24 protein-coding genes and 1 tRNA gene are annotated in these 24,745 nt (G+C 46.6%); 7 read left to right on the top strand and 18 right to left on the bottom strand.

Features of this window, described 5'->3' with window-relative positions; genetic code table 11:
* Window positions 1-248: 248 nt before the first annotated feature.
* From NH568_RS21980 to NH568_RS21930, 11 genes are all read right to left on the bottom strand, one after another.
* Window positions 249-710 carry a hypothetical protein gene (locus NH568_RS21980; protein ID WP_253110267.1) on the bottom strand — a complete coding sequence of 154 codons (462 nt, stop codon included), beginning with the start codon at window positions 708-710 and terminating at the stop codon, window positions 249-251.
* Window positions 711-843: 133 nt separating this feature from the next.
* Window positions 844-1,095, bottom strand: coding sequence for a hypothetical protein (locus NH568_RS21975; protein WP_253110264.1), 252 nt, complete (start codon window positions 1,093-1,095; stop codon window positions 844-846).
* 132 nt (window positions 1,096-1,227) lie between these two features.
* On the bottom strand, window positions 1,228-1,746 hold the full coding sequence (locus NH568_RS21970) for a hypothetical protein (RefSeq protein ID WP_253110261.1): 519 nt from the start codon (window positions 1,744-1,746) through the stop codon (window positions 1,228-1,230).
* A gap of 123 nt (window positions 1,747-1,869) precedes the next feature.
* Window positions 1,870-2,331 (bottom strand): hypothetical protein, encoded by a 462-nt coding sequence (locus tag NH568_RS21965; RefSeq protein WP_253110258.1) that lies wholly within the window; start codon window positions 2,329-2,331, stop codon window positions 1,870-1,872.
* A 117-nt stretch (window positions 2,332-2,448) separates the two neighbouring features.
* Complete coding sequence (locus NH568_RS21960) at window positions 2,449-2,994, bottom strand: hypothetical protein (RefSeq protein ID WP_253110255.1); 546 nt, start codon at window positions 2,992-2,994, stop codon at window positions 2,449-2,451.
* Window positions 2,995-3,652: 658 nt separating this feature from the next.
* Window positions 3,653-4,924, bottom strand: coding sequence for a HAMP domain-containing sensor histidine kinase (locus tag NH568_RS21955; protein ID WP_253110252.1), 1,272 nt, complete (start codon window positions 4,922-4,924; stop codon window positions 3,653-3,655).
* A 6-nt stretch (window positions 4,925-4,930) separates the two neighbouring features.
* On the bottom strand, window positions 4,931-5,626 hold the full coding sequence (locus NH568_RS21950; RefSeq protein WP_253110249.1) for a response regulator transcription factor: 696 nt from the start codon (window positions 5,624-5,626) through the stop codon (window positions 4,931-4,933).
* A gap of 73 nt (window positions 5,627-5,699) precedes the next feature.
* Window positions 5,700-6,119 carry a hypothetical protein gene (locus NH568_RS21945; protein ID WP_253110246.1) on the bottom strand — a complete coding sequence of 140 codons (420 nt, stop codon included), beginning with the start codon at window positions 6,117-6,119 and terminating at the stop codon, window positions 5,700-5,702.
* Between the two features lie 38 nt (window positions 6,120-6,157).
* On the bottom strand, window positions 6,158-6,628 hold the full coding sequence (locus NH568_RS21940) for a GNAT family N-acetyltransferase (RefSeq protein WP_253110243.1): 471 nt from the start codon (window positions 6,626-6,628) through the stop codon (window positions 6,158-6,160).
* Window positions 6,629-6,950: 322 nt separating this feature from the next.
* On the bottom strand, window positions 6,951-7,361 hold the full coding sequence (locus NH568_RS21935; RefSeq protein ID WP_054013635.1) for a winged helix-turn-helix domain-containing protein: 411 nt from the start codon (window positions 7,359-7,361) through the stop codon (window positions 6,951-6,953).
* Window positions 7,362-7,730: 369 nt separating this feature from the next.
* On the bottom strand, window positions 7,731-8,852 hold the full coding sequence (locus tag NH568_RS21930) for a type 1 glutamine amidotransferase domain-containing protein (RefSeq protein ID WP_253110240.1): 1,122 nt from the start codon (window positions 8,850-8,852) through the stop codon (window positions 7,731-7,733).
* 76 nt (window positions 8,853-8,928) lie between these two features.
* On the opposite strand from NH568_RS21930, the gene NH568_RS21925 reads away from it, so the two are divergent.
* The gene (locus NH568_RS21925) at window positions 8,929-9,387 is read left to right on the top strand and encodes a DUF3293 domain-containing protein (protein ID WP_253110237.1); all 459 of its coding nucleotides are present in this window, start codon (window positions 8,929-8,931) and stop codon (window positions 9,385-9,387) included.
* Window positions 9,388-9,389: 2 nt separating this feature from the next.
* Here NH568_RS21925 and NH568_RS21920 read toward each other — a convergent pair whose 3' ends face one another.
* Complete coding sequence (locus NH568_RS21920; protein WP_253110234.1) at window positions 9,390-12,203, bottom strand: EAL domain-containing protein; 2,814 nt, start codon at window positions 12,201-12,203, stop codon at window positions 9,390-9,392.
* A complete protein-coding gene (locus tag NH568_RS21915; protein ID WP_253110270.1) occupies window positions 12,200-13,132 on the bottom strand; it encodes a cytochrome c peroxidase in 933 nt (310 codons plus the stop codon). The genes NH568_RS21920 and NH568_RS21915 overlap by 4 nt, the downstream gene beginning before the upstream one ends.
* A 238-nt stretch (window positions 13,133-13,370) precedes the next feature.
* Here NH568_RS21915 and NH568_RS21910 point away from each other — a divergent pair, with 238 nt between their 5' ends.
* Window positions 13,371-15,764: a response regulator gene (locus NH568_RS21910; RefSeq protein WP_253110231.1), complete on the top strand. Its 2,394-nt coding sequence runs from the start codon at window positions 13,371-13,373 to the stop codon at window positions 15,762-15,764.
* On the opposite strand, the gene NH568_RS21905 is transcribed toward NH568_RS21910, so the two are convergent.
* The 3 genes from NH568_RS21905 to NH568_RS21895 all read right to left on the bottom strand — a co-directional run bounded on the left by NH568_RS21905 (window position 15,744) and on the right by NH568_RS21895 (window position 16,930).
* On the bottom strand, window positions 15,744-16,058 hold the full coding sequence (locus NH568_RS21905; protein WP_253110228.1) for a cupin domain-containing protein: 315 nt from the start codon (window positions 16,056-16,058) through the stop codon (window positions 15,744-15,746). The genes NH568_RS21910 and NH568_RS21905 overlap by 21 nt on opposite strands.
* A 115-nt stretch (window positions 16,059-16,173) precedes the next feature.
* A tRNA-Ala gene (locus NH568_RS21900) sits at window positions 16,174-16,249 on the bottom strand.
* Window positions 16,250-16,405: 156 nt separating this feature from the next.
* Window positions 16,406-16,930 carry an NAD(P)H-dependent oxidoreductase gene (locus NH568_RS21895; RefSeq protein ID WP_253110226.1) on the bottom strand — a complete coding sequence of 175 codons (525 nt, stop codon included), beginning with the start codon at window positions 16,928-16,930 and terminating at the stop codon, window positions 16,406-16,408.
* Between the two features lie 152 nt (window positions 16,931-17,082).
* Here NH568_RS21895 and NH568_RS21890 point away from each other — a divergent pair, with 152 nt between their 5' ends.
* The 5 genes from NH568_RS21890 (at window position 17,083) to NH568_RS21870 (ending at window position 22,426) form a co-directional block, all read left to right on the top strand.
* Window positions 17,083-17,988 (top strand): LysR family transcriptional regulator, encoded by a 906-nt coding sequence (locus tag NH568_RS21890; RefSeq protein WP_253110223.1) that lies wholly within the window; start codon window positions 17,083-17,085, stop codon window positions 17,986-17,988.
* A gap of 212 nt (window positions 17,989-18,200) precedes the next feature.
* Window positions 18,201-19,721 carry a YHYH protein gene (locus NH568_RS21885; protein WP_253110220.1) on the top strand — a complete coding sequence of 507 codons (1,521 nt, stop codon included), beginning with the start codon at window positions 18,201-18,203 and terminating at the stop codon, window positions 19,719-19,721.
* Window positions 19,722-19,736: 15 nt separating this feature from the next.
* On the top strand, window positions 19,737-20,240 hold the full coding sequence (locus NH568_RS21880) for a hypothetical protein (protein ID WP_253110218.1): 504 nt from the start codon (window positions 19,737-19,739) through the stop codon (window positions 20,238-20,240).
* Window positions 20,241-20,303: 63 nt separating this feature from the next.
* Entirely contained in the window at window positions 20,304-21,746 is a 1,443-nt protein-coding gene (locus NH568_RS21875) for an ATP-binding protein (RefSeq protein WP_253110216.1), read from the top strand.
* Complete coding sequence (locus tag NH568_RS21870; protein WP_253110214.1) at window positions 21,743-22,426, top strand: response regulator; 684 nt, start codon at window positions 21,743-21,745, stop codon at window positions 22,424-22,426. Before NH568_RS21875 ends, NH568_RS21870 begins: the two co-directional genes overlap by 4 nt.
* On the opposite strand, the gene NH568_RS21865 is transcribed toward NH568_RS21870, so the two are convergent.
* Window positions 22,423-23,445 carry a tetratricopeptide repeat protein gene (locus NH568_RS21865; protein WP_253110212.1) on the bottom strand — a complete coding sequence of 341 codons (1,023 nt, stop codon included), beginning with the start codon at window positions 23,443-23,445 and terminating at the stop codon, window positions 22,423-22,425. The two genes, NH568_RS21870 and NH568_RS21865, sit on opposite strands and share 4 nt — an antisense overlap.
* A gap of 65 nt (window positions 23,446-23,510) precedes the next feature.
* A complete protein-coding gene (locus NH568_RS21860; RefSeq protein ID WP_253110210.1) occupies window positions 23,511-24,725 on the bottom strand; it encodes a hypothetical protein in 1,215 nt (404 codons plus the stop codon).
* Window positions 24,726-24,745 lie beyond the last annotated feature (20 nt).

Genomic DNA, 24,745 nt, shown 5'->3' with positions numbered 1-24,745 from the left:
CCGAAATGATAAGAAACAAAACATCAGTAAGATCATGATGTTGATTGATAGAAGAACGCTTATCTTCAACAAGTTCAAGGTGGCTAAATAATGACATAATTAACAAGTAGATGGTGATAAAAGTGGGTGTTATTAGATCAGAAAAGCGGCGGGTGTTAAAGCCTTTTTACAAAGTGTGATCCCGCCGTGCATACGAGCCTAGCTTAACAACCCTACTGCTCATTATAAAATATGAAAAGCCTTGCGATTCATGGCAAACTCCTTTGTTCAGCTCTCTTTTCAAGAAGTTTATTAATACGCTTCGACATCTGCTTACAGCCACTGTCTTTTTCTCCACTACTGTATCGCTTGTCGTGCGTAATAAGCGAAATCCGACACGTTACCTCTCTGGAATTTCTATAATTTCTATATCTAAACTGGCTTTTCTCTACATCATTTATGTCCAAATACACCTCACTCGAAGGGTAAAATAGAATAACGATGTTGTTTCTCACCACAGCCTTATAAAACTTTTGTTGTGAATTTGCGACAAGATAGAAAAAAGTAAAAAGGCAGAATGAATAAAAAACGGTTAACTTCAGCGTTCGCTCTTTATATACGAAGTGCTGAATCAATACATAACCAGCAGTAATAACCCCAGTCAGTAAAAAATATCTATATACACCTAAGGCTCCCGAAACAGGAGATTCAAAAATAGTAAGTGTTTCCATAACGACTATACTTCCAAGGTACGCTAGCCTTCCTTCGCTTCACTGGCGTGGTACACCGAGCCAAGATCAGAGGAAAATAAGCTTAAGCCTACTGTTTTGCGTCTTTTTTGGTTAAAGCGTTTGTTATATGCAATTAACCATCAATATCACTTAAATCTTTTGCACTGTAATCATTTAGCTCTTTATACGTTGCCTTATTAAAAAGCCTTTTTAAGCACAAAACTGCAAAGAACAAAGCCAAAAAGAAGTACAAGATACCCGCTAACTCCAAAGAATCAAAATCTATGCAAACACCATTAGAATGGCATCCATTTCGCGGTAAGCTTTCATATACAAGAAAGGTAAAAAATAGTGATAAAACAAAATAGATTAAGTTCAAAATCACAGACGCCCCCATTGAATATAGCGCTCAGCTAAGGGGCCGGGGCTGTGTTGATTATTTTGTGCTATTAAAACACAAAATAAGCGACGCAGCGGAGGTCCAAGCAGCTTTAACTGCTGAGCCTTGGGGGGCTTGTTAGACATCTTGTTTCTCAAGATTCGAATTATTTGGAAGTACTTCAACCCATGTGCATGGAACAGGCTCTTGGTTGTCTCGACGGTCAAAACCAAAGCGAACTTGATATGCTTTGCCACCCTCAAGTTGTGCTAAAGGACTAGAGTAGCCTTTCTGAACTAATATAAAATCCTTTCGATTGATTCCGTCTAAAGGGTAACACTTCTGGTCGTCCGGAATAGTCCAAGCCGGGCCACCAAAATCTTGAATCGCAAAATCAAAGCTCAGCTCAACACTTAGAACATATTCACCTGGAGGTACATAGACTGAGCCCGCATAACCAAATGCAAAACCATAAGTATTTAAGTCGCCAACAGATGTTATGAGCATAAGCCCTTTTGGAATATGAGCTGGATGAACTAGAGCGGCTTCCTCAACGCTTAATTTTTCTTTTATCAAATGTTCTTTAGGTTTTCCGGAAGCAGCACAACCAGATAATGCTAAAGCTACAATAGTCATTAATAAATGTTTTTTATTCATATATCTCTGTATGTTTATTTTTAAATTGATATCTAAGGCTTGCCTAAGCAGGGAAAAATTAGCGACGGCGGAGCGAAAACCTGCTGTTTTGTGCCCGTGGTTTAGGCACTTTTTAGGTGTAAACTATTTAGCAGGTTCTTTACTTTTATTTTTAAAAAACTTTCTCACTGTATCGCAGATTTGACCTGACTTAGCGCCATGTTTTTTGTAATGATATTCCGTTTCATAATCACCTTCAGGAATAACCATATCCACAAAAAGCTCGTTTTTGTTTAAAGTATTTATTTTGTCTCCGATCTCAAAACCATATTCAATAAATGAGGTGGTGTTGTATATGGAAGAATGTATGACACCATTTTCCAACCGCCATTTATTCCAATAAAGAGTCACATCTAGAGAATTAACTAATGAAAATTCAATTTCACACTTGTCGCCATTGGCCTGGTACTCAATGAAACTATAGTCCACATGCTCACTGTTATGGTTAATTATCCATATTCCTATAAGGTCATTGGGAGCACCTTTGGATAAAGGTGCATATAGAGAGAAAATAAATATAGATAAAATAACCAAGGGATTTCGCATAATTACAATTTCACCTAACGCCTTAATAAAATGAGAAAAATAGTAGACTAAAATAAGCGACGGAGGAGCACAAGCCTACTGTTTTGCGTCCACTGTTTAATTAATTTGTTAGGCATACTAAGCACCTTGGTATGACATTATCGCAACCAAGTTACTAGGCTTAGCTCTATTTACTGTGATTACCCATTGCTCTAGAAAACTGTTACCTTGATATAGAGTATATGAAGTTGTAGTTAGGCTACCTGATTGAGAAACTAATTCTTTTTTATAAGTAAAACCACTGCCTTTAGGTGGTAACCAAGCTTCCATGCTAGCTTGAATTGTATTTGGCTCTCCTTGGTGTATGAATACAGAACAAAGTTTATTTTTTAGTAATGCAAGCCCGAAATTACCCTCGTCATTATTCAAATACCATGCTTTGCCTGCGTTGCCTTTTAGATAATTTTGAGCAATTTCCTCAGGTGCGATTACGAAACCTTCTCTTTTAGCCGATTGCTCTAGAGCCTTTGGGCTTTTTCGACCGATCACACATGTTCCCATGAACAGTTGAATTGGCGTTGATTTTCGTAGAGCAAGACCTTTATCTTCTTTCTCTGGTGTTGATTTACACCCGACGGTTGATAGCAGGAGGGTTGCAACAATGTAAGATTTAACTCGATTCATATTCCGTATGCCTAACAATTTATTCTATCCCAACATGTCGGAACATCAACCGACAAAACAGACTGTATTACATTACCTCATGGTCCCACGGAATAAACTTAAAGTAAACAAACAGTTGCAACTACTAAAGCCACAAATACGTAAAATTTGAACAAGCTGGGGCGTAATAATGTTATTGGACAACAGCCCAAATGCTGTCTATGCACCCAGCACTACTTTTGTTAAATGGAATACTCATGAAATTACCTTTGCTACTCATGCTGGGCGTTGTTTCCTAAATCATTGAACTAATCTAGCCTCGGAGTTTTTGTAGACACTCAATCATAAATTCACAAATCTATAGTGGCCAGTATCTATCTTCTGAATGGTTTGGCGACAGACCACCGTTATTATCTCTTATCAATGTGTCAGGATCTTTTCAACCACTACAACATGTGACAGATAACGCCGGGTAAACACCTCATGACTTCGCTTTCCGGATGACGGAGTGGTTTGTGAGGCTCCTCTACAATGCGACACTGCAGCATAGTGTTTAGATAGTTCCCGGCTCGCAAGCGTCCGGGATGACGGGGCTGCTTGGAAGTAACGGGGTTGTTTGGAAGTGACTGAGTGGTTTGCTAGATACCCAATGTCATCATGTGAGAAAATAAAGACTCAGCTATTGGTTGATCTGGTTATCTCCATCAGGAAACTTCAGACAAAATGCACTGCCTGAATCTGAGCTGGAAACACTCAGCTCAATGTCGAGTTTTTCGCACAGGCGCTTAACCATGGAGAGCCCCATACCCATCCCCTCACTTTCGGGACCTTTTACGCCGGGTTCAAACAGCGTTTTCAACAGGTCAGGGGCAATACCCTCTCCAGTATCCGATACCATAATTGACTGTGCGTGTCCTTCTATAGTGACTACGCCGCTACGGATATGGGTAAATGCATTACCGATCAGGTTATTAAGCAACAGCCGCAATGCACTGGGGGCAATGGGTAACTCCAACTTTGCTGCGATGTCAACTTCGACCTCTATCTCTTTACCAGCAATTTTTTCTGCCTGGCTTAAAATAACCTGTTCGACCAAAGGTAACACGCGGGTATTCGCATCAGCTAAGGTTTCTTCCCGGGCCAATGCCAGTAAGACTTCCAGGCTTTGTGTGATTTGATGCTGAGCATCAGCAATCCGACCTACCAGCTCTGCTTGCTTGTCGGTTAGTGGTGTTTGTCTGAGTAAAGTCAGTGAGCTTTGAGTAATTGCCACTGGTGTTCTTAACTCATGGGACACATCCCGAGTGAATGCCTGCTCGCGGCTGATAAAGCGCCGAATACGAGACAAGGCATGCTCCAGAGTTCTTGCGAATGCACCAATTTCATCATTGACAAACTGCCCGGAGAAATTCTGCGGCAAGCGCTCTACTGGCGCGTCTTCTACAATTCTAACCAAAGTATCCAGCGGTTTGATCAGGCGCTTTGCCATCATCAGGGAAGTAAAAGCCAATATCAACGCCAGCACAAGAACACCGCCAAACAGCACCAGAATAAACTTCAGCATGCCACCTTTGATCTTACGCACCACCAGCTGCTCACTGACTTCAGCCAGTAAATAGCCTGCGGGTATCTGCTTAAGATGGTAATGGTTGTCGTTTTCACCGCTAAACTCGATCCGATTAGGCTCTTCATCAAGCACTTCCCGGATAATTGCCGGTAAATCATGCTTTTCAGGGTAGTAGCGAATAAAGTCGAGCCTGGGCCTGGCTTCAAGGCCTGATTCAAGTTGCGCAGCAACGGTCTGCGCCTCATCATCCAGCAAATAAATAAAAAACCTGTCTTCTATACTGTACGCAAACAAAAAGCTTGCCGCCCCAAACAGAGCACTAATAAATAACGCAATACCGACAAAAAAGGCGACAATCCGATTTCGTAACTGAGTGGCTTTCATACAGAATTATCCTTCTATATCCAGAGCAAACCCTATGCCGTGTATTGTTTTGATGATCGGACTGCTAAATGGCTTGTCTATCGCTTTGCGAAGCTGATAAATATGCGAGCGCAATGCATCTGAATCCGTCGGTTCATCTCCCCAGATCCTGTCACACAGCTCACTGCGACTCAGCGCGCGAGGATGATGTTCCATCAGTAAACGCAAAATTTTAAATGGAATAGGCTGAAGCGTTACCTCACACCCGGCACGCTCAATATGTTGAGTCTGACTATTAAGTGATACCGCTTTTTCATCACGCCCCAAAGAAAGTGTGTGTTCACTATTTAGCAAGTGTCTTTTTGCCAGTGCATTGCAACGCACCCATAACTCTTCAAGGGCAAAAGGCTTGGTCAGATAGTCGTCTACCCCCAAAGAAAAACCGTTGAGTTTGTCATCAAGCGTATCGCGGGCAGTGAGCATAATGATGGGAATATGGCGATTGGCTTCTGCTCTGAGTTGCTGACAGACAGCCAATCCATCCATTTTGGGTAGCATCACATCTAGGACCACACAATCGTAAAATTGTTCCAATGCAAGTTGCACACCCAGCTCACCGGTGTAAGCAAAGTCGATGACCGCGCCCTGCGACTCAAAATATTCACCTATGTTCAGGCTAAGATCCTGATTGTCTTCAATCAGCAGTACTTTTACTTGTGCCATGCAGGCCACCACTTTCTTCGGAATATAACAAAAAAGCTAACGCGAAATTCGTGAAAGCAATGTGAAAACCAGGTCAGTTTGTGTGCAACCAGCGACGTACATACTGCAAAGACAGATACTCTTGTTTCAGCTTCAGCCAGGAATCACGTGATTGTTGCCAATGCCATTGTTCATCGGCAATTTTTCGCAGCATATTCGCATCCTGTGCCCGACTATAAAAAAGCAGATCCTGCGCTGTCGTCAGCTTGGGGAGTGGGTCGGTTTGCGATGTAAACGTATGCTCAATATGCGTACGCAGATTAAGGATAAGGGCGAACAGATTTATATTACTGGTCTGCTGGGTCAATAACTCAACCAGACGCTGTTCTTTTAAAGGTGTCGGGCAGTGATTTAATTCCGTAAAGACCCCGCTTAATGTGTCAGTCAGCACTTGTCTGTGGCCCTGCGGTAAAGCACAAAACCAGTGAGTCAGTTGTTGAAGTGGCGGTGCCATAACGTTACCTGAATAGTCCTTTGATTTTATCCAGTTTATCACACCCTGGTTTTATCGTAAAAAGTGTGACGGTGCAGTGTAAAAGACACATCGCCCAGGTCATCTTCAGCGCCCCGGGACCAACCCAGTGCCTGATAAAAGCCATCTGCACGCGTATTGATCTCCGTATACAAACGGATCTCCTCATGTGTGCGACTAAACAACCAGTCACAAGCAAGTGATAACAATGCTTTACCAATACCAAGCCCTTCAAACTGAGGCAAAATAAACAATACCCAGATAGACCCGTCCTCACTGGCCGCTGATGAAAACCCAACTATCTGACCATTCAGTTCACACACCCAGCTCTTACCTTGTCCCGTTATGTGTTCCAGGTACATTTGCGGTGTGATCTTACCAGGGTCGGTTAGCTTATTCTCCGTAACCCGTAAACGGATTTCACTCATCCTGGCAATATCTTGTTGCCTGGCTTCGCGGCAGGCATATGATGTACCTGATATCTTAAACACTGGATTAGTTCCTTTCGCATTAACGGCCCTTTTTTAAACCATCAAACAGCTAATGACAAGCTTGTCACCGAAGAATCTAGTCAGATAAATAGTAAACGCCAGAAGAGGAATACCTGTTGCGTACTCAGATGAATAAGAAAGAGAGGAAAAGTAATAACATACTAAGCAGCTTAATGTGGGCAGGAAAATCGATAAAATTAACCCGCCACCAGCACGCATAGTTGATTTCACATTGGTTTAGTTATGAGGCTACTAGCCCAATGCATCTAGTTATTAAGCACGACCAGCGTGAGCGACGCTAGCCCACAAGACGTTTGACTGATCACTGTTCTTTGCATGGCACAGCCTGATGAAACCACTTAGCTATCCAACGGAACGGGTTTGGTCTGGGATCCAGCTCAACCATCAGGTTGAAGCTATAACCCTTGCGATAATGCGTTCTGATCACGTCAACTCCAAGTTTGTGCTTGGAAACACATCGCCGTAACTCGGAAACAGCCCGGTTAATGGCATTGTTGTCGACATACTCTTGTTGCCAGATCTCCCGGCACAATTCATCCCGGCCAATCACCCTATCTCTATGACAGATAAAATATTCTAATAAGTCATAGATAAGAGGCTCCAACCGCACGCTTTCACCACAATATGTTAACAACCTTTTCCTTTTGTGAAGCTCATAGGGCCCAAATACTGCACGGCTAAAGTCAGCATCATAATTATCATTTAACTTCATGATGATAGACACACTTCCTTTGACGTTTTGAGTTATCAAGCAAGGTTAGTGTAGCGCCTGACCAGGCTTTTTAAAATCCAATTTGCGATGAAAGTACATGACTTTTGTTAATAGAAAAAATGATAGGTTATCGTAAGCACACTGCAAGGATTTGTTCACATAGATCAACTAAAACACAAATATAAAACAAAAAAGATACAAATTAAGGTATAAGACTGCGCTGGGCATTTTATTTCCCAGCCTTTATACCGTTATTAGTGACAATGAGCATAAAGTAACCAGGCATTCAGCTATTAGTAAATTTCATAGTTGTAGACGTGAGGGCAAACACTGGCGCGTTTACCCTGTTTTTGTGGTCGTTTTATTGGATTATAGTGTTGCGAGCATGGCTTTAATTTTGTCATTGTCCGGATAGGCTTTCTGTGCTTTTAACAAGCTTGACTTTGCCTGAGCAAAATCATTTTGTCGGACATAGGACTGCGCAATCGTAAGTTCAATCATGGGATGATTAAACTGAGACTGGGCAAACGTCATCAATTCAATGGCATTGTGCAGTTGCAACTGCGTTTTAGCATACTTCGCCTGATAGACCCCTATCATGGCAAGCATTTGCACATCATAGCTCTGTGGCGATTGCTTAAACTCCGCTTCCGCCGCGGCTTTATCTGTGAACATGAGCTCAGCCAGTTTAACACTCTGATCATCTTTATAAGCAGGTTCTTTGACGTCACCGACACCCATTGCTCTGGCCATAGCAGCGGCTGTATCTGCTGTTGAAAACGGGTTTTGACCGGTGATCAAACGGCCATCTATGGTCACCTGATTCAGCATCAGGCCATCCTGTTCAAACTGACCACCCCGCTCTTTTAATTTGTCTTCCAGTAAAAATTCAAACTGAGGTCGCCACTTTTTGCCAAAAGCGTCTTCTTCCAGATTGGTAAAACCGTTGACTCTTTTACCATCTACCAGATATTCACCATTGCTTAACGTGACATCCACCAGTGCAGCGGGTCCGTGGCAAACCGCACCCACCACGCCTTGCAGCTCATAAATTTCCCGTATCAGGCGCTGCAACTCGGCGTCTTTATGTAAATCAAACATTGGGCCTTTGCCACCGACGATAAACACCCCATCAAATGCCTGACCTTGCAGGCTCGCCAATTTAACCGTGTCGGTCAGAGCACTCATCGCCTGAGGATCGTTTAAGAATGCCTGGTTATACGACTTTTCTTTATTGTATTCATCTGCAAGGGGTTGACCTCCTCCAGGCGAGGCCAGTGTGATCTTAATCCCGTTGTCGTTAAAAACCTGGTACGCTTTGCTTAATTCGTCAAACTCAAAGCCAGGCTGGGTGGTTTTACCATCAACCTGCTTTCCGTAACTACTCAGTACCATTAGCACATGTGGCTGCTCTGCGGCATAAGCCGTACTCAGCAAAGTAGTGCTCATCAGTGACCATATGGATGCAACTATCAGCTTTCTCTTCATCATTAAGTCTCCTTTGTTTGGACAGACTCACCGTAGCGCTGATACTGTGAAGCCATTGTGAAAAAATCAGGACATAGCTGTGCAAAATCTGATTGACGAAAACCTTTGGCAACTATATTTGGACGTCTGGTTTCGCCCATGCGGCACACTACCTCTGTCACCTGATGGAGCAATCATCAGTTTATGGAACCCAAATGGCATGAAGCAGAGCTATAAAAATAACATTCAGTGCCAGCGACTTATATATTCGGCACTTAGGCGCAAAGGCTACGACATGCACCTCATGTGGGGCTGCAGCCCCGCTCTCGGCTATCGCGAGTTAAGTGTACTGGTCAACTGCTCACAGAATAAAGCAGCTCGGCTGGCAAAGGTGTGCCGACAAAAAGCCTATTACTTTGTAAAAGAGGGGCGGATCTGGCTATACAACACGCAAAATTCGCAGCAATGCACGCCGCTACCCGCCAATTTCAAGGCACGACTCACCTACCGCAGGCCACCAGCTTACAATCAAGCCATTTTGGATCCCCTGTATCTTTAATGCTAGGCGAGATTTTTAGCCTGATCCTGGCAAAACTCCCCACACCACAGCTGCAACTCCATCAGTGACATCGGTTTTGCATATACATAACCCTGTACCAGATCGCAATCCATCTCTTTGAGGCCCTCCAGTTGTGCAACGTGCTCCACTCCTTCTGCAATCACAGATAAGCCCAGGCTGGCGGCCATCGACAAGATTGCGCGCACCAAATTTTGCGAATCCGGCGCGTGTGCAAACTCATGGATAAAGCTCTTATCGATCTTGATAGTGTTGATCGGAAAGCGGCGTAAATAACTCAGCGAGGAGTAGCCCGTACCAAAGTCATCGATAGACAGCTGTGCGCCAGTAGCCCTGAGCCCCTCTAGCCAGGCCAGAATAGCTTCATCGTCATCCAGCAAAATACTTTCTGTGATCTCAAGCGCGAGATTGCCGGGTGCAAACCCGGTCTGGCGCAAAATATGGCGTAATGTAGTCGCGTTAAAACCCAGCCGGTACTGCTGGCTGGATATGTTTGCCGACAAACAGCAATTGAGATTGAGTGAACGATTCAACCTCTCAATGTCTGAGGTAGCCTGGGTCAGCATCCACTCACCCAGCTCAGAGATCAAGCCGCTTTCTTCAGCAACCGGAATAAACTCATCAGGGGTTATGTACTGCCCCTCATGGCGCCAACGCGTCAGTGCCTCGAATCCATAGAGCTGACCCGACTTAAGCTCGATAATTGGCTGGTAAAATACCGCCAGCTCATTATTAGCAATGGCCTTGCGAAGCAGCTGCTCAAGCTCTACACGACGGTTAACCTGTTGCTGCATAGAAGGTGCGAAATAGTGATACTGATTACGACCACTTTCTTTGGCTTTGTACATCGCCAAATCTGCGCGGCGCAGTATCTCCTGCTGCTCGCGCGCATCATCTGGCATAATGGCAATGCCGATACTGGCGCCACTGATCACCTCAAACCCGTTAATAGTAAATGGCTGTGCTAATGATGTGAGAATTTTCTCGGCCACTTTTGCTGCGTCCTCAACATCGCTGATCTGACTGAGCAACAGCACAAACTCATCGCCACCAAAGCGTGCCAGTGTGTCCGTACGACGCACCAGATGATTAAGCCGGTTGGCAACTTCGAGCAGCAAATTATCACCCGCGTCATGCCCCATTGCATCGTTAATGCGTTTAAAGCGGTCCAGGTCAATAAACAGTAACGCACTCAGATGTGGCTGTCGTTCAATTTGTTTCAGGTCCTGAGAGATCCTGTCCAGTAATAAGCGTCGATTTGGCAGCCCAGTCAATGCATCATACATGGCCTGATAGGCAATTTTAGCTTCCTGCTCTTTGCGTTCTGTCATATCAGACAACACAGCAATATACTGCTGCACCTGACCCTGTTCGTCCTGAACAGCACTGATCGCAAGCCATTCCGGATAAATGGTACCGTCTTTTCGGCGATTCCAAATCTCAGCTGCCCACTCTCCTTTGGTTTCGAGCGTCTGCCACATATGCTCGTAAAACCGTGTATCGTGACGACCTGAACTGAGCAAGTTTGGCTTTTTCCCAAGTACTTCGTGCTCCTGATACCCCGTGATGCGGGTAAAAGCCGGGTTCACCGCTGTGATTTCAAGGTCGGCATTGGTTGTCATGATCCCTTCCTGCGTTGCCTGATACACGGCTGCGGCGGTTTTTAGTTCTGCCTCTACTTCTTTAAACTCGGTGACATCAACGCTTATGTATACATACCCACCTTCTGCCGTTCGGGCATGACGGATTTGCAGCCAGCGCCCCTGTGCGGTTTTTTGTAAGCGCTGCGGCGTCTCGCTCTGCTCATGAACAAAGTCGGATTTTCGCAAATGCCAGTCATCCAGAGTTTGCGGAAACTGCGCTTTTGATAACACGCCATAATGTCGCAACCAGCATTGATTGGTCAGAGTCAGTGTTCCTTCGCTGTCGTACAGCGCAAACCCTTCTTGCAATCGTTCAATGGCGTCGTGAAGTAACTGGCTTGCTTGCAGCGCGTGATTTTTTGCTTTATTGAGCCGCTGTAAAATAAACAACAGCATCAATAAGAGCACCACCGCCAGGCCAAACAATTGCTCACTCAATGTGCCTGTTTGCTGCAACTGCATAGCGTGCAGATCCATTTGGGCCCGATACAGGCTGGCAAACGCAGCTTTACTGTCGATAGCAAGATACTGTTGGCGAGTTTTGTGCACCTCACGGTAATAGTGCACGGCAACCTGGATATGATTGACGAATCGGCGGCTCAGTAACGCAAAACTCTCATTGCTGTCAGTTGCCTGGGCCAGCATCCGGATCCGGGTATCCAGTAATACCTCGTCAAGTGGCTGACCAGAAGTAACCAGGCTGGCCAATATGGTACTGGCAAGTAACGCCTGAGGATGCTGTATCGTAATCATTTCATCTAATACCAGAGGCAGGTAGGTCAACCCGTTTCGCATACCGACTGCTTGTGTTTTTAGCTGCTCCATCAGGGCCATTTTATGGCTCAACAACTTCAGATACGCCTGATATTCGACGCCAACCTGGCCACTTTGCTGCCTGTCGGTCAGTTGACGCAAGGTTTTGTCCAGTTGCTGCAACTCATCAAACTGACGCAAACTGCCGACACTTAGTGCCAGCGCGAACTTATCTAGTTTGGCATCAATAGATTTGGCATCAAACAGCAGTGATACCTGCTCATGTTGCCGCTCACCAGTGGTAACGTGGGCGCGGAAAAAATACACCATCAAGGCCGTGAGCACGCACATCAGCAAGCATTGACCAATAACGGGGAGGTTGATTTTTACTTTGTGCTTCATTGATCCATTTCCTGGTGATGTCCGACTAAACTTTCCAGAAATGCGGCTATTGCTGCCAACTCGGCTTCGCTGAGCGAACGCCCGAGTTGATAACGTGCCATGGTATTAATCGCCCCAGTCAGGCTTTGCTCACTACCATCATGGAAAAAATATGTTTGTCTGGCGGCCATTCTGAGACCAGGCACTTTAAAGGTAAACTTGTCCTCTTCGCGACCCGTGACGTTGTATCGACCATAATCAGAGGGCTCAATGGCCGTCCCACGATCGCCAAAGTAATCACCAAAAGTGCCCATTTTCGCGAACATATTGCCCCCGACATTTTTCCCCTGATGACAATTGATACAGCCATAATATTTGAACAGACGATATCCCTCTTGTGCTTGTTCAGACAAAGTGGCTTTACCTTGCAGCCATAAATCAAACGGGGCATTTAAAGTGATGAGGCTGCGCTCGTAATGGGCGATGGCGTCACTGATTGAATCGCTCGACAGCCCTGCCCGATATACCTGAGTAAATGCAGCTCTGAACGCTTGATCCTGATTGAGTGTCGCGATTAACTCAGGCCAGGTGGTTGCAAACTCTTTGGGATTTTCTACTGGCAGTGTGACCTGCGCTTTTAAATCAATGGCTTTGCCATCCCATGCCTGACGAATATTGAACACCGAGTTGTATACTGTAGGCGCACGAACCTCTCCCAGTCGCCCGAATGCCCCCTTAGAACGGGCTGAGTTGTCAGCCCCGTGGCTCGATAGCTGATGACAAGAAGCACAGCTGATATCGTTCGTACGTGACAGACGGGTATCAAAAAACAACTGTCTGCCAAGTGCAACTTTGCGCGCATCGGTGGCGACACTTTGCAAAGGTAATATCGGCTCAGCGACCACACAGGCCGAGCCAATAGCAAGTACCCAAATCAAAGACCTCAACATCACGCTTTAGTACCACTCTTAGTAACTAAACACTTTGCTAAGGTAGCACTTATTAACGATACCTGACTTGATATGGAATAAAGAAACCGTGAACTCAGTCGCAGCTAATACAGGCTTGTATGCACCCGTAAAAAGTCCACCGGGACCAAACAGGCACAACAATAAAATTCCGACAACGGGAGGTGCAACGTCAAATTTTGTCTAAACTTGTGAGATAAGAAGCTTTTTAATCAACCCTATGCAATTAAAAACGCGCCTGACAGTCATACTGGGTTTAACCGCACTGGCTCCTATGCTGGTGATCTTTTCGCTGGCTATGTTACACAGTACCGAGCAGGCAAAGCGTCTGAGCATTTCCGCTGCCCAGGCTAAAGTCTACAACGCAGCCGCGATTTTCGACCGCTATTTCGCTAAACGCAAGAGCGAGGTCGCAGCATTGGCGCGCCAGCCCACCCTCAAAGCCATGGACTTCGCTCAGATAGCGCCCATTTTGGAAAGTGAGAAAGCATTCTATCAGCAAACCTATGAAAAGTTTATTCTCGGACGTCCCGACGGGAGCTTTCATAATACCGAGGGCGGCAATCCTTTTCAGAATATGCTCAGAACATTTGATGACACTTCACCGCAAGCCCGCAAGAGAACCATTACCCGTCGCGACTACTGGCAGGAAACCATTGGCCGCAACGTCAATCAAAGCGCTGAAATTTATGTTTCTGAACCCATGGTCTCTTACACCACGGGAGTCAAGCAAATAGTGGTCGCCGCAACGATACTCGCAAACGACGGCAGAGTAGCAGGCCTGCTTGGTGGCAGCATTCCCTGGCGAGAAATAGATCGCCTGGTTCAGGAGGTATCACAGCAGGTTGTCTATCAGTTTTATGACAATGCACGTTTTATGCTGGTGTCTAAGGAAGGCATTTATATGTATCACTGGCTACCAGACAAAATAATCCAGCTAAAACGTGAACAGGGCAAGTTTGTCGTGAATGACATTGGCGAAAAGATTGCTATTCGTTTAAAGGTCACCGAAGAAGCTAACCCACAACTACGCGAGATTGGCCTGAAAATGATCGCAGGTTTTAATGGCTATGCCCAGTTAGATAAAACCGCCACTCAACCCAGGTCTTATATTTTTTATGCGCCGGTAAAGTCTGCAGGTTACAGTATCGCCCTGACCTTACCCGAGCATGTTGTGTTTGCACCTGTATATGCATTACGTCAGCAGCTGCTGATTATCCTTGGATTTGCGGTGGTCATTTCGTTGCTGGTTGTGTGGCGTTTTTCACACGGTATTTATCAGCCTATCGCTAAACTGACCAAAGCCGCACAAGCATTGACGCAGGGTAATTTTAGCGTGTCTTTGTCAACCCGTGGCAAAGATGAGATGGCTAAACTCAGCCTTGCATTCGCACAGATGCGCGACAAAGTGTATCAGCGAGAGTCGGAGCTGGAACATAGAGTCGAAGAGCGCACTCAGGCGCTGGAACTGGCCAAAATTGCCGCAGAAGAAGCCGCCAGCGCAAAAAGTCGTTTTCTGGCCAACATGAGCCACGAGATACGTACACCCATGAATGGTATTCTGGGCACCCTGCAGCTACTCAATCAACAAAACGACTTCAGTGAAGAGCAACAAACCCTTATCCGGGTTGCCAACGAATCAGGACAGAATCTGCTTACCCTGCTCAATGATATTCTCGATATTTCTAAACTCGATCAGGGTGAGGTATCACTGTACTTTGAACCGTTTGACTTGTATGCCGTTTTACATCACCTGGAACAATTGTTTAGCGAAAAAGTCATTGAAAAACGGCTTCGTTTTCAACTGGTTATTGGTGATACTGTGCCAAAAGAGGTCGTCAGCGACAAACATCGCCTACAACAAGTACTGCTTAACTTACTGAACAATGCCATTAAGTTTACTCATGAAGGCTTTATTCGACTTGAAGTTCAGAATATCGGCAACATGGAACAAGTGATGCTCAGGTTTGCCGTCTCGGACAGTGGCATTGGGATTGCCGAGGATAAGCTTTCCCATATATTTAATCCTTTTTATCAGGAAGACGAAAGCACAACCCGACGCTATGGTGGCTCGGGCCTGGGCTTGTGCATCTGTCAACAGATCATTGAATTATGCGGGGGTCATCTCAATTGCCAGTCAGTACAGGGAGAAGGCAGCCAGTTTGACTTTAACTGGCCAGTGGCGCCCTGCTGCCTGATCTACTCTGAGGACAGCGACCAGGTGACATTTGGAGAGCTACATGGCCATATACTGTTAGCTGAGGACAATGCGGTAAACCAGATTGTGACCAAGGCTATTTTGGAAAAACTGGGGTTAAGTGTCACCATAGTCACCGATGGTGAGCAGGCTTTACAACAGCTGGAAAAAGAGCACTATGATCTGGTTCTGATGGACATGCACATGCCCAATATGGACGGCATAGAAGCAACCAAAGCCATTCGCGGTATGCCTCAGCACATGCAGCTGACGATTATCGCGTTGACCGCCAATGTCCTTATCAAAGACATCGAAGCCTGTTTCGCTGCAGGGATGGACGATTACATCAGTAAACCCATTGCGCTGGAGCAACTCAAATCTGTGCTGGACAAATGGTTAGCGGTAAAAAATGGCTAACCAGACCGTTTCCTGCTCGGGATCGGTCCAGCTGACTTTGTGCTTACAATGTGCGGGAATATTCAGATAGTCTCCGGCTGACAGGCGTGTCACCCGACCGTCCTCAAACATCAGTTCACCTGTCCCCTGTAAAACCAGCACCCATTCGTGTTCATCCTGATCGTACCAGCCTTGCGGTGGCGAAGTATGCCCTTGAGAGACAATGCGCTCAATCCTGAGCTGGTCATGGGACAGTAACGTCTGAAATACTTCTTCGCTGAGATCAGCGGGAAGGTTAGATAGTAAGTTGTTCATTATTCACCCATTGATTGAATATCACAAAAATGTCACGTACTGAGGATAAGTACTAAAGCAGAGAATCAAAGCGTAAGCAAAAAATGAATGAGAGAAGAATAGTAGATTAGAGATTTGGTGGAGCTAGGCGGGATCGAACCGCCGACCTCTTGCATGCCATGCAAGCGCTCTCCCAGCTGAGCTATAGCCCCAAATCGACGACAAAGATACTAGAAGATTTTTCTACCTTTGAAAACCCCCAAAAGTCACTTTTTTATAGGAATGAATCCGTTAGGATAAAAATCGAACAGGCACATGTGCGCTGATACACGTGCCTGCTGAAAATACCCAGTGTTACTTAGCGCAGTTTAGTGGAGCAACTTAAGTGCCGCTTCCAGCGCCTGTTTGATATCAGGGTTAGTCAGCTCACCCACTTCGAGGTCAAAGTTATCGAAGAAGCTTGGCACTGACAGGCTCGCTTTAACATCCGCAGCAAAATAAGGCGCAGAAGCCACCGCTGCTCCCAGCACACTTTGGGCACCACCAGGGCCCGGTGACGTTGCCATCATCAGCATTGGTGTATTCTGATATACCTTCATATCGATGCGAGATGTCCAGTCAAACAGGTTCTTATAAGCGGCTGAATAGCTGCCATTGTGTTCAGCAAATGACACAATAATCGCATCCGCGGCTCCAATTTTTGCGTAAAAACGCTGCGCTTCGTCTGGAATGCCACCCTCAGTTTCACGCTCAATGCTGTAAATCGGCATTTCATACTCATTCAGGTCAAGTACTTCTACCTCGGCATTGGGGATCAACGAAGCTGCATAGCTGGCTAATTGCTGGTTAATTGACTGACGGCTGTTACTGGCTGCAAATACTAAAACTTTCATGGTATTACCCTCTCAAAATAAATCAAAAAAAGTAGAATAAGAGTTTACTCAGGGTGATGACTTGATTTGTATTCACCTCAAGCTGATGACAACCAGTGTATATTAGGCTTTAATAATAATTAATATGGCAAAAGTAAAGTCACTATTTCCAAATGAATAACAATCTTTTTGAGGGCATTGAGATCTTTGCCGAAGTCGTCGAAAATAAAAGCTTTATTGCTACAGCCCAGAAGCTGGGGCACTCTCCGTCACATGTCAGCAAAGTGATTGCCAAGCTGGAAGAACGTCTGGGCGTGAGGTTGTTGAACAGAACCACACGAACACTGGCACTGACGCCAGAAGGGGAGTCGTATTATCAAAACTGTACCCAACTGATCCAGGATGCTCAGGCAGCACAACAACGCCTGAATGTGACTGACGATATCCCAAGGGGCACCCTAAAGATCACCTGTCCGGTGGCTTTTAGTGCCGATTATTTACAACCGGTATTAGCTGAGTATCTGAACCGCTATCCAAATGTGTCACTGGAGTGGGATCTGGAAGACAAAGCCGTTGACGTCATTGCTGACGGCTACGACTTGGCTGTTCGGGCAACCCCGCAACTGGAAGAGTCCAGCCTGATCTGCAAACGCGTTTACCATTGCAAAACGTACGTTGTTGCCAGCCCGCAGTACCTCAATCGTTTCGGGGAGCCACATCATCCAAAGGAGCTGCAAAAGCATCATAGTATTTGCTACAGCAATCACAAAACGCCGGATCGTTGGGATTTCAAAGATAAGCAGGGCGGTATTTTCCATGTTGAGGTTCGACAACGGATCTTGTGTAACAATGGTCATATGCAAACCGCGATGGCGCGTGACGGGATCGGTATTGCGCGCCTGCCCGCCTTTTATGTGGACACCTTACTGGCACAGCAGCAACTGGTGCCCCTGTTCCCTGACTTCCCACAGCCAGACGTCAACGTCTATGTCGTTTATCCAAGCCGCCGTCACCTCTCTCCCAAAGTGCGACATTTTATCGACCTGTTATCGGCACATTTTGACAAAATACGCGCCTGATCATAGTGTTGTGCACAACAGATATTCGATGCTGTGCACACTGAAACCTTTTTAATAAACCACACAATTTCCACACAGTTGCACCAGACACATGCGGAAAACTCTCTAAGTCACTAATTAATATAAGTTAGTAAATTTAGACCTTGGCTATTTTATCCCCACAATTGCTGTCTAGACTGAATACTAAGACAACAGCGGCTTTCGAGGTCTACATGAAACAACTACTTTTAATTACGCTTTGTACTGTGCTGGGTGCCTGTGGCTCAGGATCCGACTCTGCCACCACAGATCAGAGCAATGTCACATCGGATACAGGCAATACAGCTCAGGACGCTGCAAATGATGGCTCAGGGAACACCAGTGATAACTCTGACGACAGCAATCAGGATTCATCTCAATCATCCACATTTGTCCTGAGTAGCTCAGCATTTATTCACCAGGCAGCCTTACCTGTCAACTATACTTGTGATGGCGACAATTTATCTCCCCCACTGAGCTGGCAAGGCGCGCCAGCGGCAACTCAGGAGTTTGCTCTCAGTATGGAAACCAGTACGCAAACGCTACACTGGTTGGTTTATCATATAGATAACGATGTACAGGCGTTTACCACGGGAGACTCGTCCGGTGTACTTGGCAACAACAGTGTCAATGGTGAGCAAACCTATGCGCCCCCCTGCCCTGACAACCCAGGCACACACTACTACACATTTACGCTCTACGCGTTGTCTGAGCGCCTCTCACTGGATCAGAGTGCAGTCGTGGACAGAGCCGCTTTTATGGCTGCAATCAACACGCTTACTCTCGACAGTACGACGTTAACTGTCAGTGTAAACCGCTTTCCAGATGTCGCGCTCAGTGTCTGTGAGCAGGTTCAGCAGTCTGTGAGCAATGCAGGGTTCAGTGATGTCGCCGTTACTTGCGATAGTGACTATGCATACGTCACATCCGACACATATCCAGACCACGACCTGATGAATGGAATAACAGGAACCAATGAACAAATCCCGGTACCGGCCCCCGGTTACGCAGCCCCGATCCGGCTCGACCGACAACTCAGTAACACCCCGACAACCATAGACGCTGCACTGGGTGTCGCCGTCAATGGTGTGCCTATCTACGATTATTCTGCCCAGGGAGAGTTAGATCTTTACCAGTATGATCCCGCAGTTGATACCAAGGCCCTGGGTCAGCTTGATAATTGCGGAGGCCATGCCGGTCGCGGAGATGATTATCACTACCATGCAGCACCAACCTGTATGATAGCTGCCATGACCAACCAGGGAGATGACGCAATCCTTGGCTGGGGCTATGATGGCTACCCCTTGTACGGCAATAATAACCCGGACGGCAGCGCCATTGCCTCTGGCACATTGGATCTATGTAACGGCCAGTCCGATAGTGAATATGGCTATCGATATCACACTTCAGAACAGGCTCCCTATGTCTTTCAGTGTTTAATGGGAGAAGTAAATACACAAATCCTGCCACGTGTGGCCCCTCTGACAGGCGACAATCCACAGATGCGTGCCAACCTGACTCCGCCTCAGGGCGGTGTAAGCAACCTGACGCATACCATTTTGTCAGATGGCACACGCAGTATGACGTACACCCATCAGGGCACTCAATATTATGTCAACTACACGCCAATAACAGGTCAGGATAACTGCTATCAATTTGAGCAGAAAACAGTCAGCAATGGTGGCCTTGTTGAAACCGGTACTTTCTGCAGATAAGCAAGGAGGAATGATATGAAATATCTGATAAGTATGTTGTTGATCAGTGTCTTATTCAACTTAAGCGCGGCTAAAGCACATGTATTAGAGAATAATAAAGCCAGGCTGACCCTGCGTGACGGTCAGGCCGAGCTACGTTTACAGGTCAATATGCAACACTGGCAGCACACGCTGCAAAACCCGCAAGCCTGGTTGTTAGGAGACACCACCGCCGTCATGCCTCCCAACCAGAGCTCTCAGGAGATACAAAGCTTTATTGCTCATCTGCTTGAAACCATGACAAAACTGCACCTTAATAACACCATGGTTGCCTTGCAATTGAAAAGCTTGCACACTTCGAAGCATCATCCTGAACAGGCGGAGTTGATCCTGCTCGGAGAACACACTCACGCAGGGCAAACGATCGAACAGGTCAGTCTGACATTACCGCCGTCACTGGGGCCCGTACACCTCAGTGTGACGCGGCCACAATATCGCATGCTGAGCGCAGGAAAAACGGCTCATATTTCTTTTAAATAGAGAAGTATGGGTGTTGAGACGGGTACACTCTCTTTTTCATGACAACGGGCACAGGAGTCACATTTGAATCTATTTGCCAAACTGTTTCTGGCCATTGTGCTCACCAATATGGCAATCATTGCGATCCAGCTGGGGCTTACTGCCGGCAGCCTGACCAGTGACTTTGCAACCTTAGTGCAGCACAGTGAGCAAAGTCATGTGGAACAAACCCGCTCGCGCTTGCTGGCATTTTATCAAAGGGAAAGCAGCTGGCAAAAGTTACGACATAACCGGCGCTTGTGGCAGCAATTAATGCAACCACAACCTGGCCAACACGGCCGTCCTGTCGGCCGGGATAGCGCGTTTAACTCACAGCTGCACAGCGAGCGTCGCTACTTTGATACTGGCAAACGGATCAGCCTGTACGACAGCAACAAGCAACGTATAGAGGGTAAACCCAGATTACAAAGCAATCGTTATCAACAAGCTCTGGAACTTGACGGTGAACTCATTGGCTGGCTTGGCTGGGATCCCGCGCGAGTGCGCGACCCTGGCGAAACAAGACAAATCAGCAATGACGCATTTATCAGCCAGCAACTGACCAATTACCTATGGATCGCACTGTCAGCCTTGCTGTTAGCATTACTGATGGCCTGGGTGATATCCAAACTGCTGAGCAAACCCATTGGCAGACTAATGCAATGCACGGATAAACTCATGCAAGGGGATTACAGCAGCCGTGTTGGCCACAGTGGGCGTGATGAACTTGGTGTTCTGGCCGGGCGCGTTGACCAGCTGGCACAAACCCTGGAAGACAATGCAAAAAATCGCCGACAATGGATGTCAGACACCTCCCATGAACTGCGGACACCTCTGACCGTACTCAAAACCCAGCTTACTGCCATTGAAGATGGCGTATTTTCCATGGATGCCAGTAAAACAGCCTTACTGCTCAGTGAAGTCGACAACCTCAGCCGACTGGTGGACGACCTGTATCAGCTGACCAGTGCCGATGTAGGTAACTATCGTTATACCATGACTGAAGTCGACCCTTTACCACTACTTATGCAGCTTATTCAGGGGTTTGAAAGTAAATTCGCCGAACGTTCAATCGCTTTGGATTTAACTTCACTGACTCATGCTTTGACCCTGACACCACGATGTATTGTTGCCGATAAAGCGCGCCTGCATCAGCTGTTCAGTAATCTGATTGAGAACGCCAGGCGCTACACTGATGAAGGTGGTCAGCTCAGGGTCGTCATTGCCCACGAGAGCAGGCGGGTGATCATTCGCATCGAAGATTCAGCGCCAGGTGTCACGGACGACGAAAAAGTCCGGTTATTTGAACGCTTTTACAGAGTCGAGCCTTCACGAAGCCGCAGTTATGGCGGCAGTGGACTTGGACTTTCCCTGTGCAAAACCATAGTCGAGGCCCATCAGGGCACCATCACGTTGACAGATTCGTCACTCGGTGGATTGTGTGTCACTGTCTGTCTCCCATATCGCCAACAAGAGAACGCAAAATGACCAAAAAACAACTACTTATTGTCGAGGATGAGTCCAATATCGCAGAAGTGCTCATTGCTTATGCCCGGGCAGCGGGATATAGCACCACACATATGGTGCGTGGCGATGAGGTAGTTGATTATCTGCAAAGCAACCGGGTCGATTTAATCCTCTTAGACCTCATGCTACCGGGTGAAGATGGGCTCAGTATCTGTCGACGGATCCGCCAGTTCAGCGATGTACCCATGATCATGATCACGGCCAAAAAAGATGAAATAGACCGCCTGCTTGGACTCGAACTCGGTGCCGACGACTACATCTGCAAGCCTTTTAGTCCTCGCGAGGTGATGGCCAGAGTTAAAACCGTTCTGCGTCGCTTTACGCCCAGTCATAGCGACGAGCTGAAAGTCGGTGGTTTTATTATCAGCCAGACCCAGTTTACCGCCAGCTACCAGACACAACCGCTGGACCTCACGCCCAGTGAATTTAAATTGCTGACCATACTGCTTAGTCATCCACAGCAAGTCTTTTCCCGCGCTCAGCTCATTGAGCAGACTTACCCCGATGGGGATGACATTGTCGATCGCAATATCGATACCCATGTAAAAAACATACGAAAGAAACTCAGCCTTATCGCGCCTGATAAAAATCTCATTGAGTCGGTTTACGGCGTGGGTTACAAATACGCTCCTGAGCACTAACTGGCTTTTGGCCAGTCACAGGCTTTGACTACGTTGTACCAGCTGCGTTCGAATTGTCTGACTACCACAGGTTTTGGTAGCAGAACATCTACGCCCAGCGGTTTTGCAAGGTGCTGAAATACCAGCCTTCGAATATTATCATCCTGCAGCTGCGTATATGCCAGTTTGAGACTGGCTTTGGTCTGCTCACTGACGGGATAACCTTCCAGTTGCATAAACCGAGCATTAACCCATAGTAACATTGCTTGTTTGGTCTCATTGGGGAAAGACTCGGTCAGCCTGGACGTAGGTCCGTAAAGGCGCTGATAGTTCAATAATTGTTCCTGAATAATAAAGGCGAACAGTAAATTGACCCCCGCTGAGATCTGCCCGGAGCGCTTATCTATCTCCTGATAACTGGCCAGTGCTTTTCGAAACTGGCGCTCTGCCTCTGCCACGTTGCCGAGTTCCAGCGCGATAATCCCCAAATTATTGGCGATGATGCCATTTTTAGAGGTGATACCCGCCTTATCGGCAATACTGTTTGCTCTTCCATACAAACGCCGAGCTTTGTCATAATCACCCAGTTGACGCGACACCAGGGCCAGACTGTTTGTCAGGATCAGCCTTTGTTGCTCTGACTGCGCATGTTTGTAGGCACACTCCAGACTGAGCCTGGCATCATTCAGATATTCATGACGACGCAACCAGATCCCCAACGCACTCATGGCGGTAGGTAATTTTTCTATAAAGTAAGGGTGGGTGTGATGCTTGAAAATGGCCTCCAACGAATATTCCATCATTTTCATTTGATGGGTGGGTACGGCTGCCCGTAAGCGGATCAGGTGCCAGCGTAAAAACAAAGACGTGGGCAGGCCTTCAACTTGGTCAACCTGCTCCAATAATGAAAGAGTCGTGGCGGGGTCAACTGTCAGGTAGTCTTCTGCTTCTTGCAGTTTGTCTATGATCTGTGACGGTGTCGCAGCCCATATAGTCAGCGGTATCAGCATTATCCACAGCCCTATAATTGCTTTCAACATCCTCAGATCCGCGATTACCTACCTCCTGAAACTATAGATTGCGCGGCAACATTGTTCAAAGTCACTCATTGGTGTTCGAAGTAAATACGATACGTGGTCGACCAAATAGGGTAATCCACCTCCATCAAGTAGCAGCTATAATTGGCAGGGTCCAGCTCAGCGTATCGGAACAAATAATCAAGCTTTTGCTGCTGCGCACTGTCTCCATGCAAAGCCTGAACACCAGCGGCTAAATCAATTAAACGCAGTTCCGGAAATTCAGGTAATCGCTCTGTCCACATATCTTCGACACTGAGCTTTCCTTCCTCTACTTTTTGATTGCCGTGATAACACCCTACATTGACACAGCTGTGACGGTCTAACTGCTTTTCGATCAAAACCAGTAACCGCAATTTTTTGGCCGGGTTTTTAATTGAAATACTGGTGGAACTGCATTTACTGGCGTGACTCAAAGGGTCAACCAGCTCATCGGGGTTATTGAAAATAAACGTTGCATCAAAGTGTTCATAACCTGGAATAGGATCGAACACCAACCCGCTATTTCCGGGGGAATAGCTGGCAAATGCGTTCAGTAAGCCCGGGGTCGATAACTCTTGTGCTATACCAATGCTAAATTGCTTGGATTCGACCCGACTACGCTTATCAATGTTCAGTGGCGCGATGAAATCATCACTGTGAGGGTGAGTGTAAAACTGTACAAAAGGCGCTGCGCCGGTTTCTCGCGTTACTTGCGACTTGCTGATCATAGCCACTTCTTGCAAGAACCCTTCCCGGCCTCGCCCACGGGTTAACACATAAGCGCAAAAGATTTCATCCATACTCATACCCAGCAAAGACTTGGCTGCATAGTAGAGTTGGGCACGCTTATCCTGACCTGACACATTGCCATTCGGTGTTTTCACTTTGTTCTCTTCATCATCTGCCAGTAAGCGTTTTAACTCGGCATGACTTCTGGCGTACTGAGGCATGGTTGCGGCAAAACGTTGGCTGACCTGACACCACTGGGCTGCCAGGTTATCCGGAATATGGCCTTGCAGCTGACTGCCCAATGCGTCCAAAGCCTGTAGACCGGGTAAATGGTAAAGAACTTGCTCACCAGATTTGGCTTTGTTGGCATTAAATAATCGCTGGCTGGTTGAACGGTGACACCCTATGTGGCGGGCAAAGCCGCCAATGGTCTGTGCTTGTGGGGGTAATGCCCGCATGATAGCGGTGAGCACTTTTTTAACGCGCTCACCCAATCTGCGTAGTTCACTGTGTGCCTGGTTACTCAGTCCCATGGTCTTCTAACTTTACGTCT

The organism is Pseudoalteromonas sp. XMcav2-N (genome assembly GCF_024124545.1).
Classification (GTDB): Bacteria; Pseudomonadota; Gammaproteobacteria; order Enterobacterales; family Alteromonadaceae; genus Pseudoalteromonas.
This window is presented reverse-complemented; position numbering and strand designations above follow the sequence as displayed.

Excerpts from the sequence above, each read along its gene's own strand:
- NH568_RS21980 (WP_253110267.1), bottom strand. The coding sequence starts at position 710 with ATGGAAACACTTACTATTTTTGAATCTCCTGTTTCGGGAGCCTTAGGT.
- NH568_RS21970 (WP_253110261.1), bottom strand. The coding sequence starts at position 1,746 with ATGAATAAAAAACATTTATTAATGACTATTGTAGCTTTAGCATTATCT.
- NH568_RS21965 (WP_253110258.1), bottom strand. The coding sequence starts at position 2,331 with ATGCGAAATCCCTTGGTTATTTTATCTATATTTATTTTCTCTCTATAT.
- NH568_RS21960 (WP_253110255.1), bottom strand. The coding sequence starts at position 2,994 with ATGAATCGAGTTAAATCTTACATTGTTGCAACCCTCCTGCTATCAACC.
- NH568_RS21955 (WP_253110252.1), bottom strand. The coding sequence starts at position 4,924 with ATGAAAGCCACTCAGTTACGAAATCGGATTGTCGCCTTTTTTGTCGGT.
- NH568_RS21950 (WP_253110249.1), bottom strand. The coding sequence starts at position 5,626 with ATGGCACAAGTAAAAGTACTGCTGATTGAAGACAATCAGGATCTTAGC.
- NH568_RS21945 (WP_253110246.1), bottom strand. The coding sequence starts at position 6,119 with ATGGCACCGCCACTTCAACAACTGACTCACTGGTTTTGTGCTTTACCG.
- NH568_RS21935 (WP_054013635.1), bottom strand. The coding sequence starts at position 7,361 with ATGAAGTTAAATGATAATTATGATGCTGACTTTAGCCGTGCAGTATTT.
- NH568_RS21930 (WP_253110240.1), bottom strand. The coding sequence starts at position 8,852 with ATGATGAAGAGAAAGCTGATAGTTGCATCCATATGGTCACTGATGAGC.
- NH568_RS21920 (WP_253110234.1), bottom strand. The coding sequence starts at position 12,203 with ATGAAGCACAAAGTAAAAATCAACCTCCCCGTTATTGGTCAATGCTTG.
- NH568_RS21915 (WP_253110270.1), bottom strand. The coding sequence starts at position 13,132 with ATGTTGAGGTCTTTGATTTGGGTACTTGCTATTGGCTCGGCCTGTGTG.
- NH568_RS21910 (WP_253110231.1), top strand. The coding sequence starts at position 13,371 with ATGCAATTAAAAACGCGCCTGACAGTCATACTGGGTTTAACCGCACTG.
- NH568_RS21905 (WP_253110228.1), bottom strand. The coding sequence starts at position 16,058 with ATGAACAACTTACTATCTAACCTTCCCGCTGATCTCAGCGAAGAAGTA.
- NH568_RS21895 (WP_253110226.1), bottom strand. The coding sequence starts at position 16,930 with ATGAAAGTTTTAGTATTTGCAGCCAGTAACAGCCGTCAGTCAATTAAC.
- NH568_RS21890 (WP_253110223.1), top strand. The coding sequence starts at position 17,083 with ATGAATAACAATCTTTTTGAGGGCATTGAGATCTTTGCCGAAGTCGTC.
- NH568_RS21885 (WP_253110220.1), top strand. The coding sequence starts at position 18,201 with ATGAAACAACTACTTTTAATTACGCTTTGTACTGTGCTGGGTGCCTGT.
- NH568_RS21880 (WP_253110218.1), top strand. The coding sequence starts at position 19,737 with ATGAAATATCTGATAAGTATGTTGTTGATCAGTGTCTTATTCAACTTA.
- NH568_RS21870 (WP_253110214.1), top strand. The coding sequence starts at position 21,743 with ATGACCAAAAAACAACTACTTATTGTCGAGGATGAGTCCAATATCGCA.
- NH568_RS21865 (WP_253110212.1), bottom strand. The coding sequence starts at position 23,445 with ATGTTGAAAGCAATTATAGGGCTGTGGATAATGCTGATACCGCTGACT.
- NH568_RS21860 (WP_253110210.1), bottom strand. The coding sequence starts at position 24,725 with ATGGGACTGAGTAACCAGGCACACAGTGAACTACGCAGATTGGGTGAG.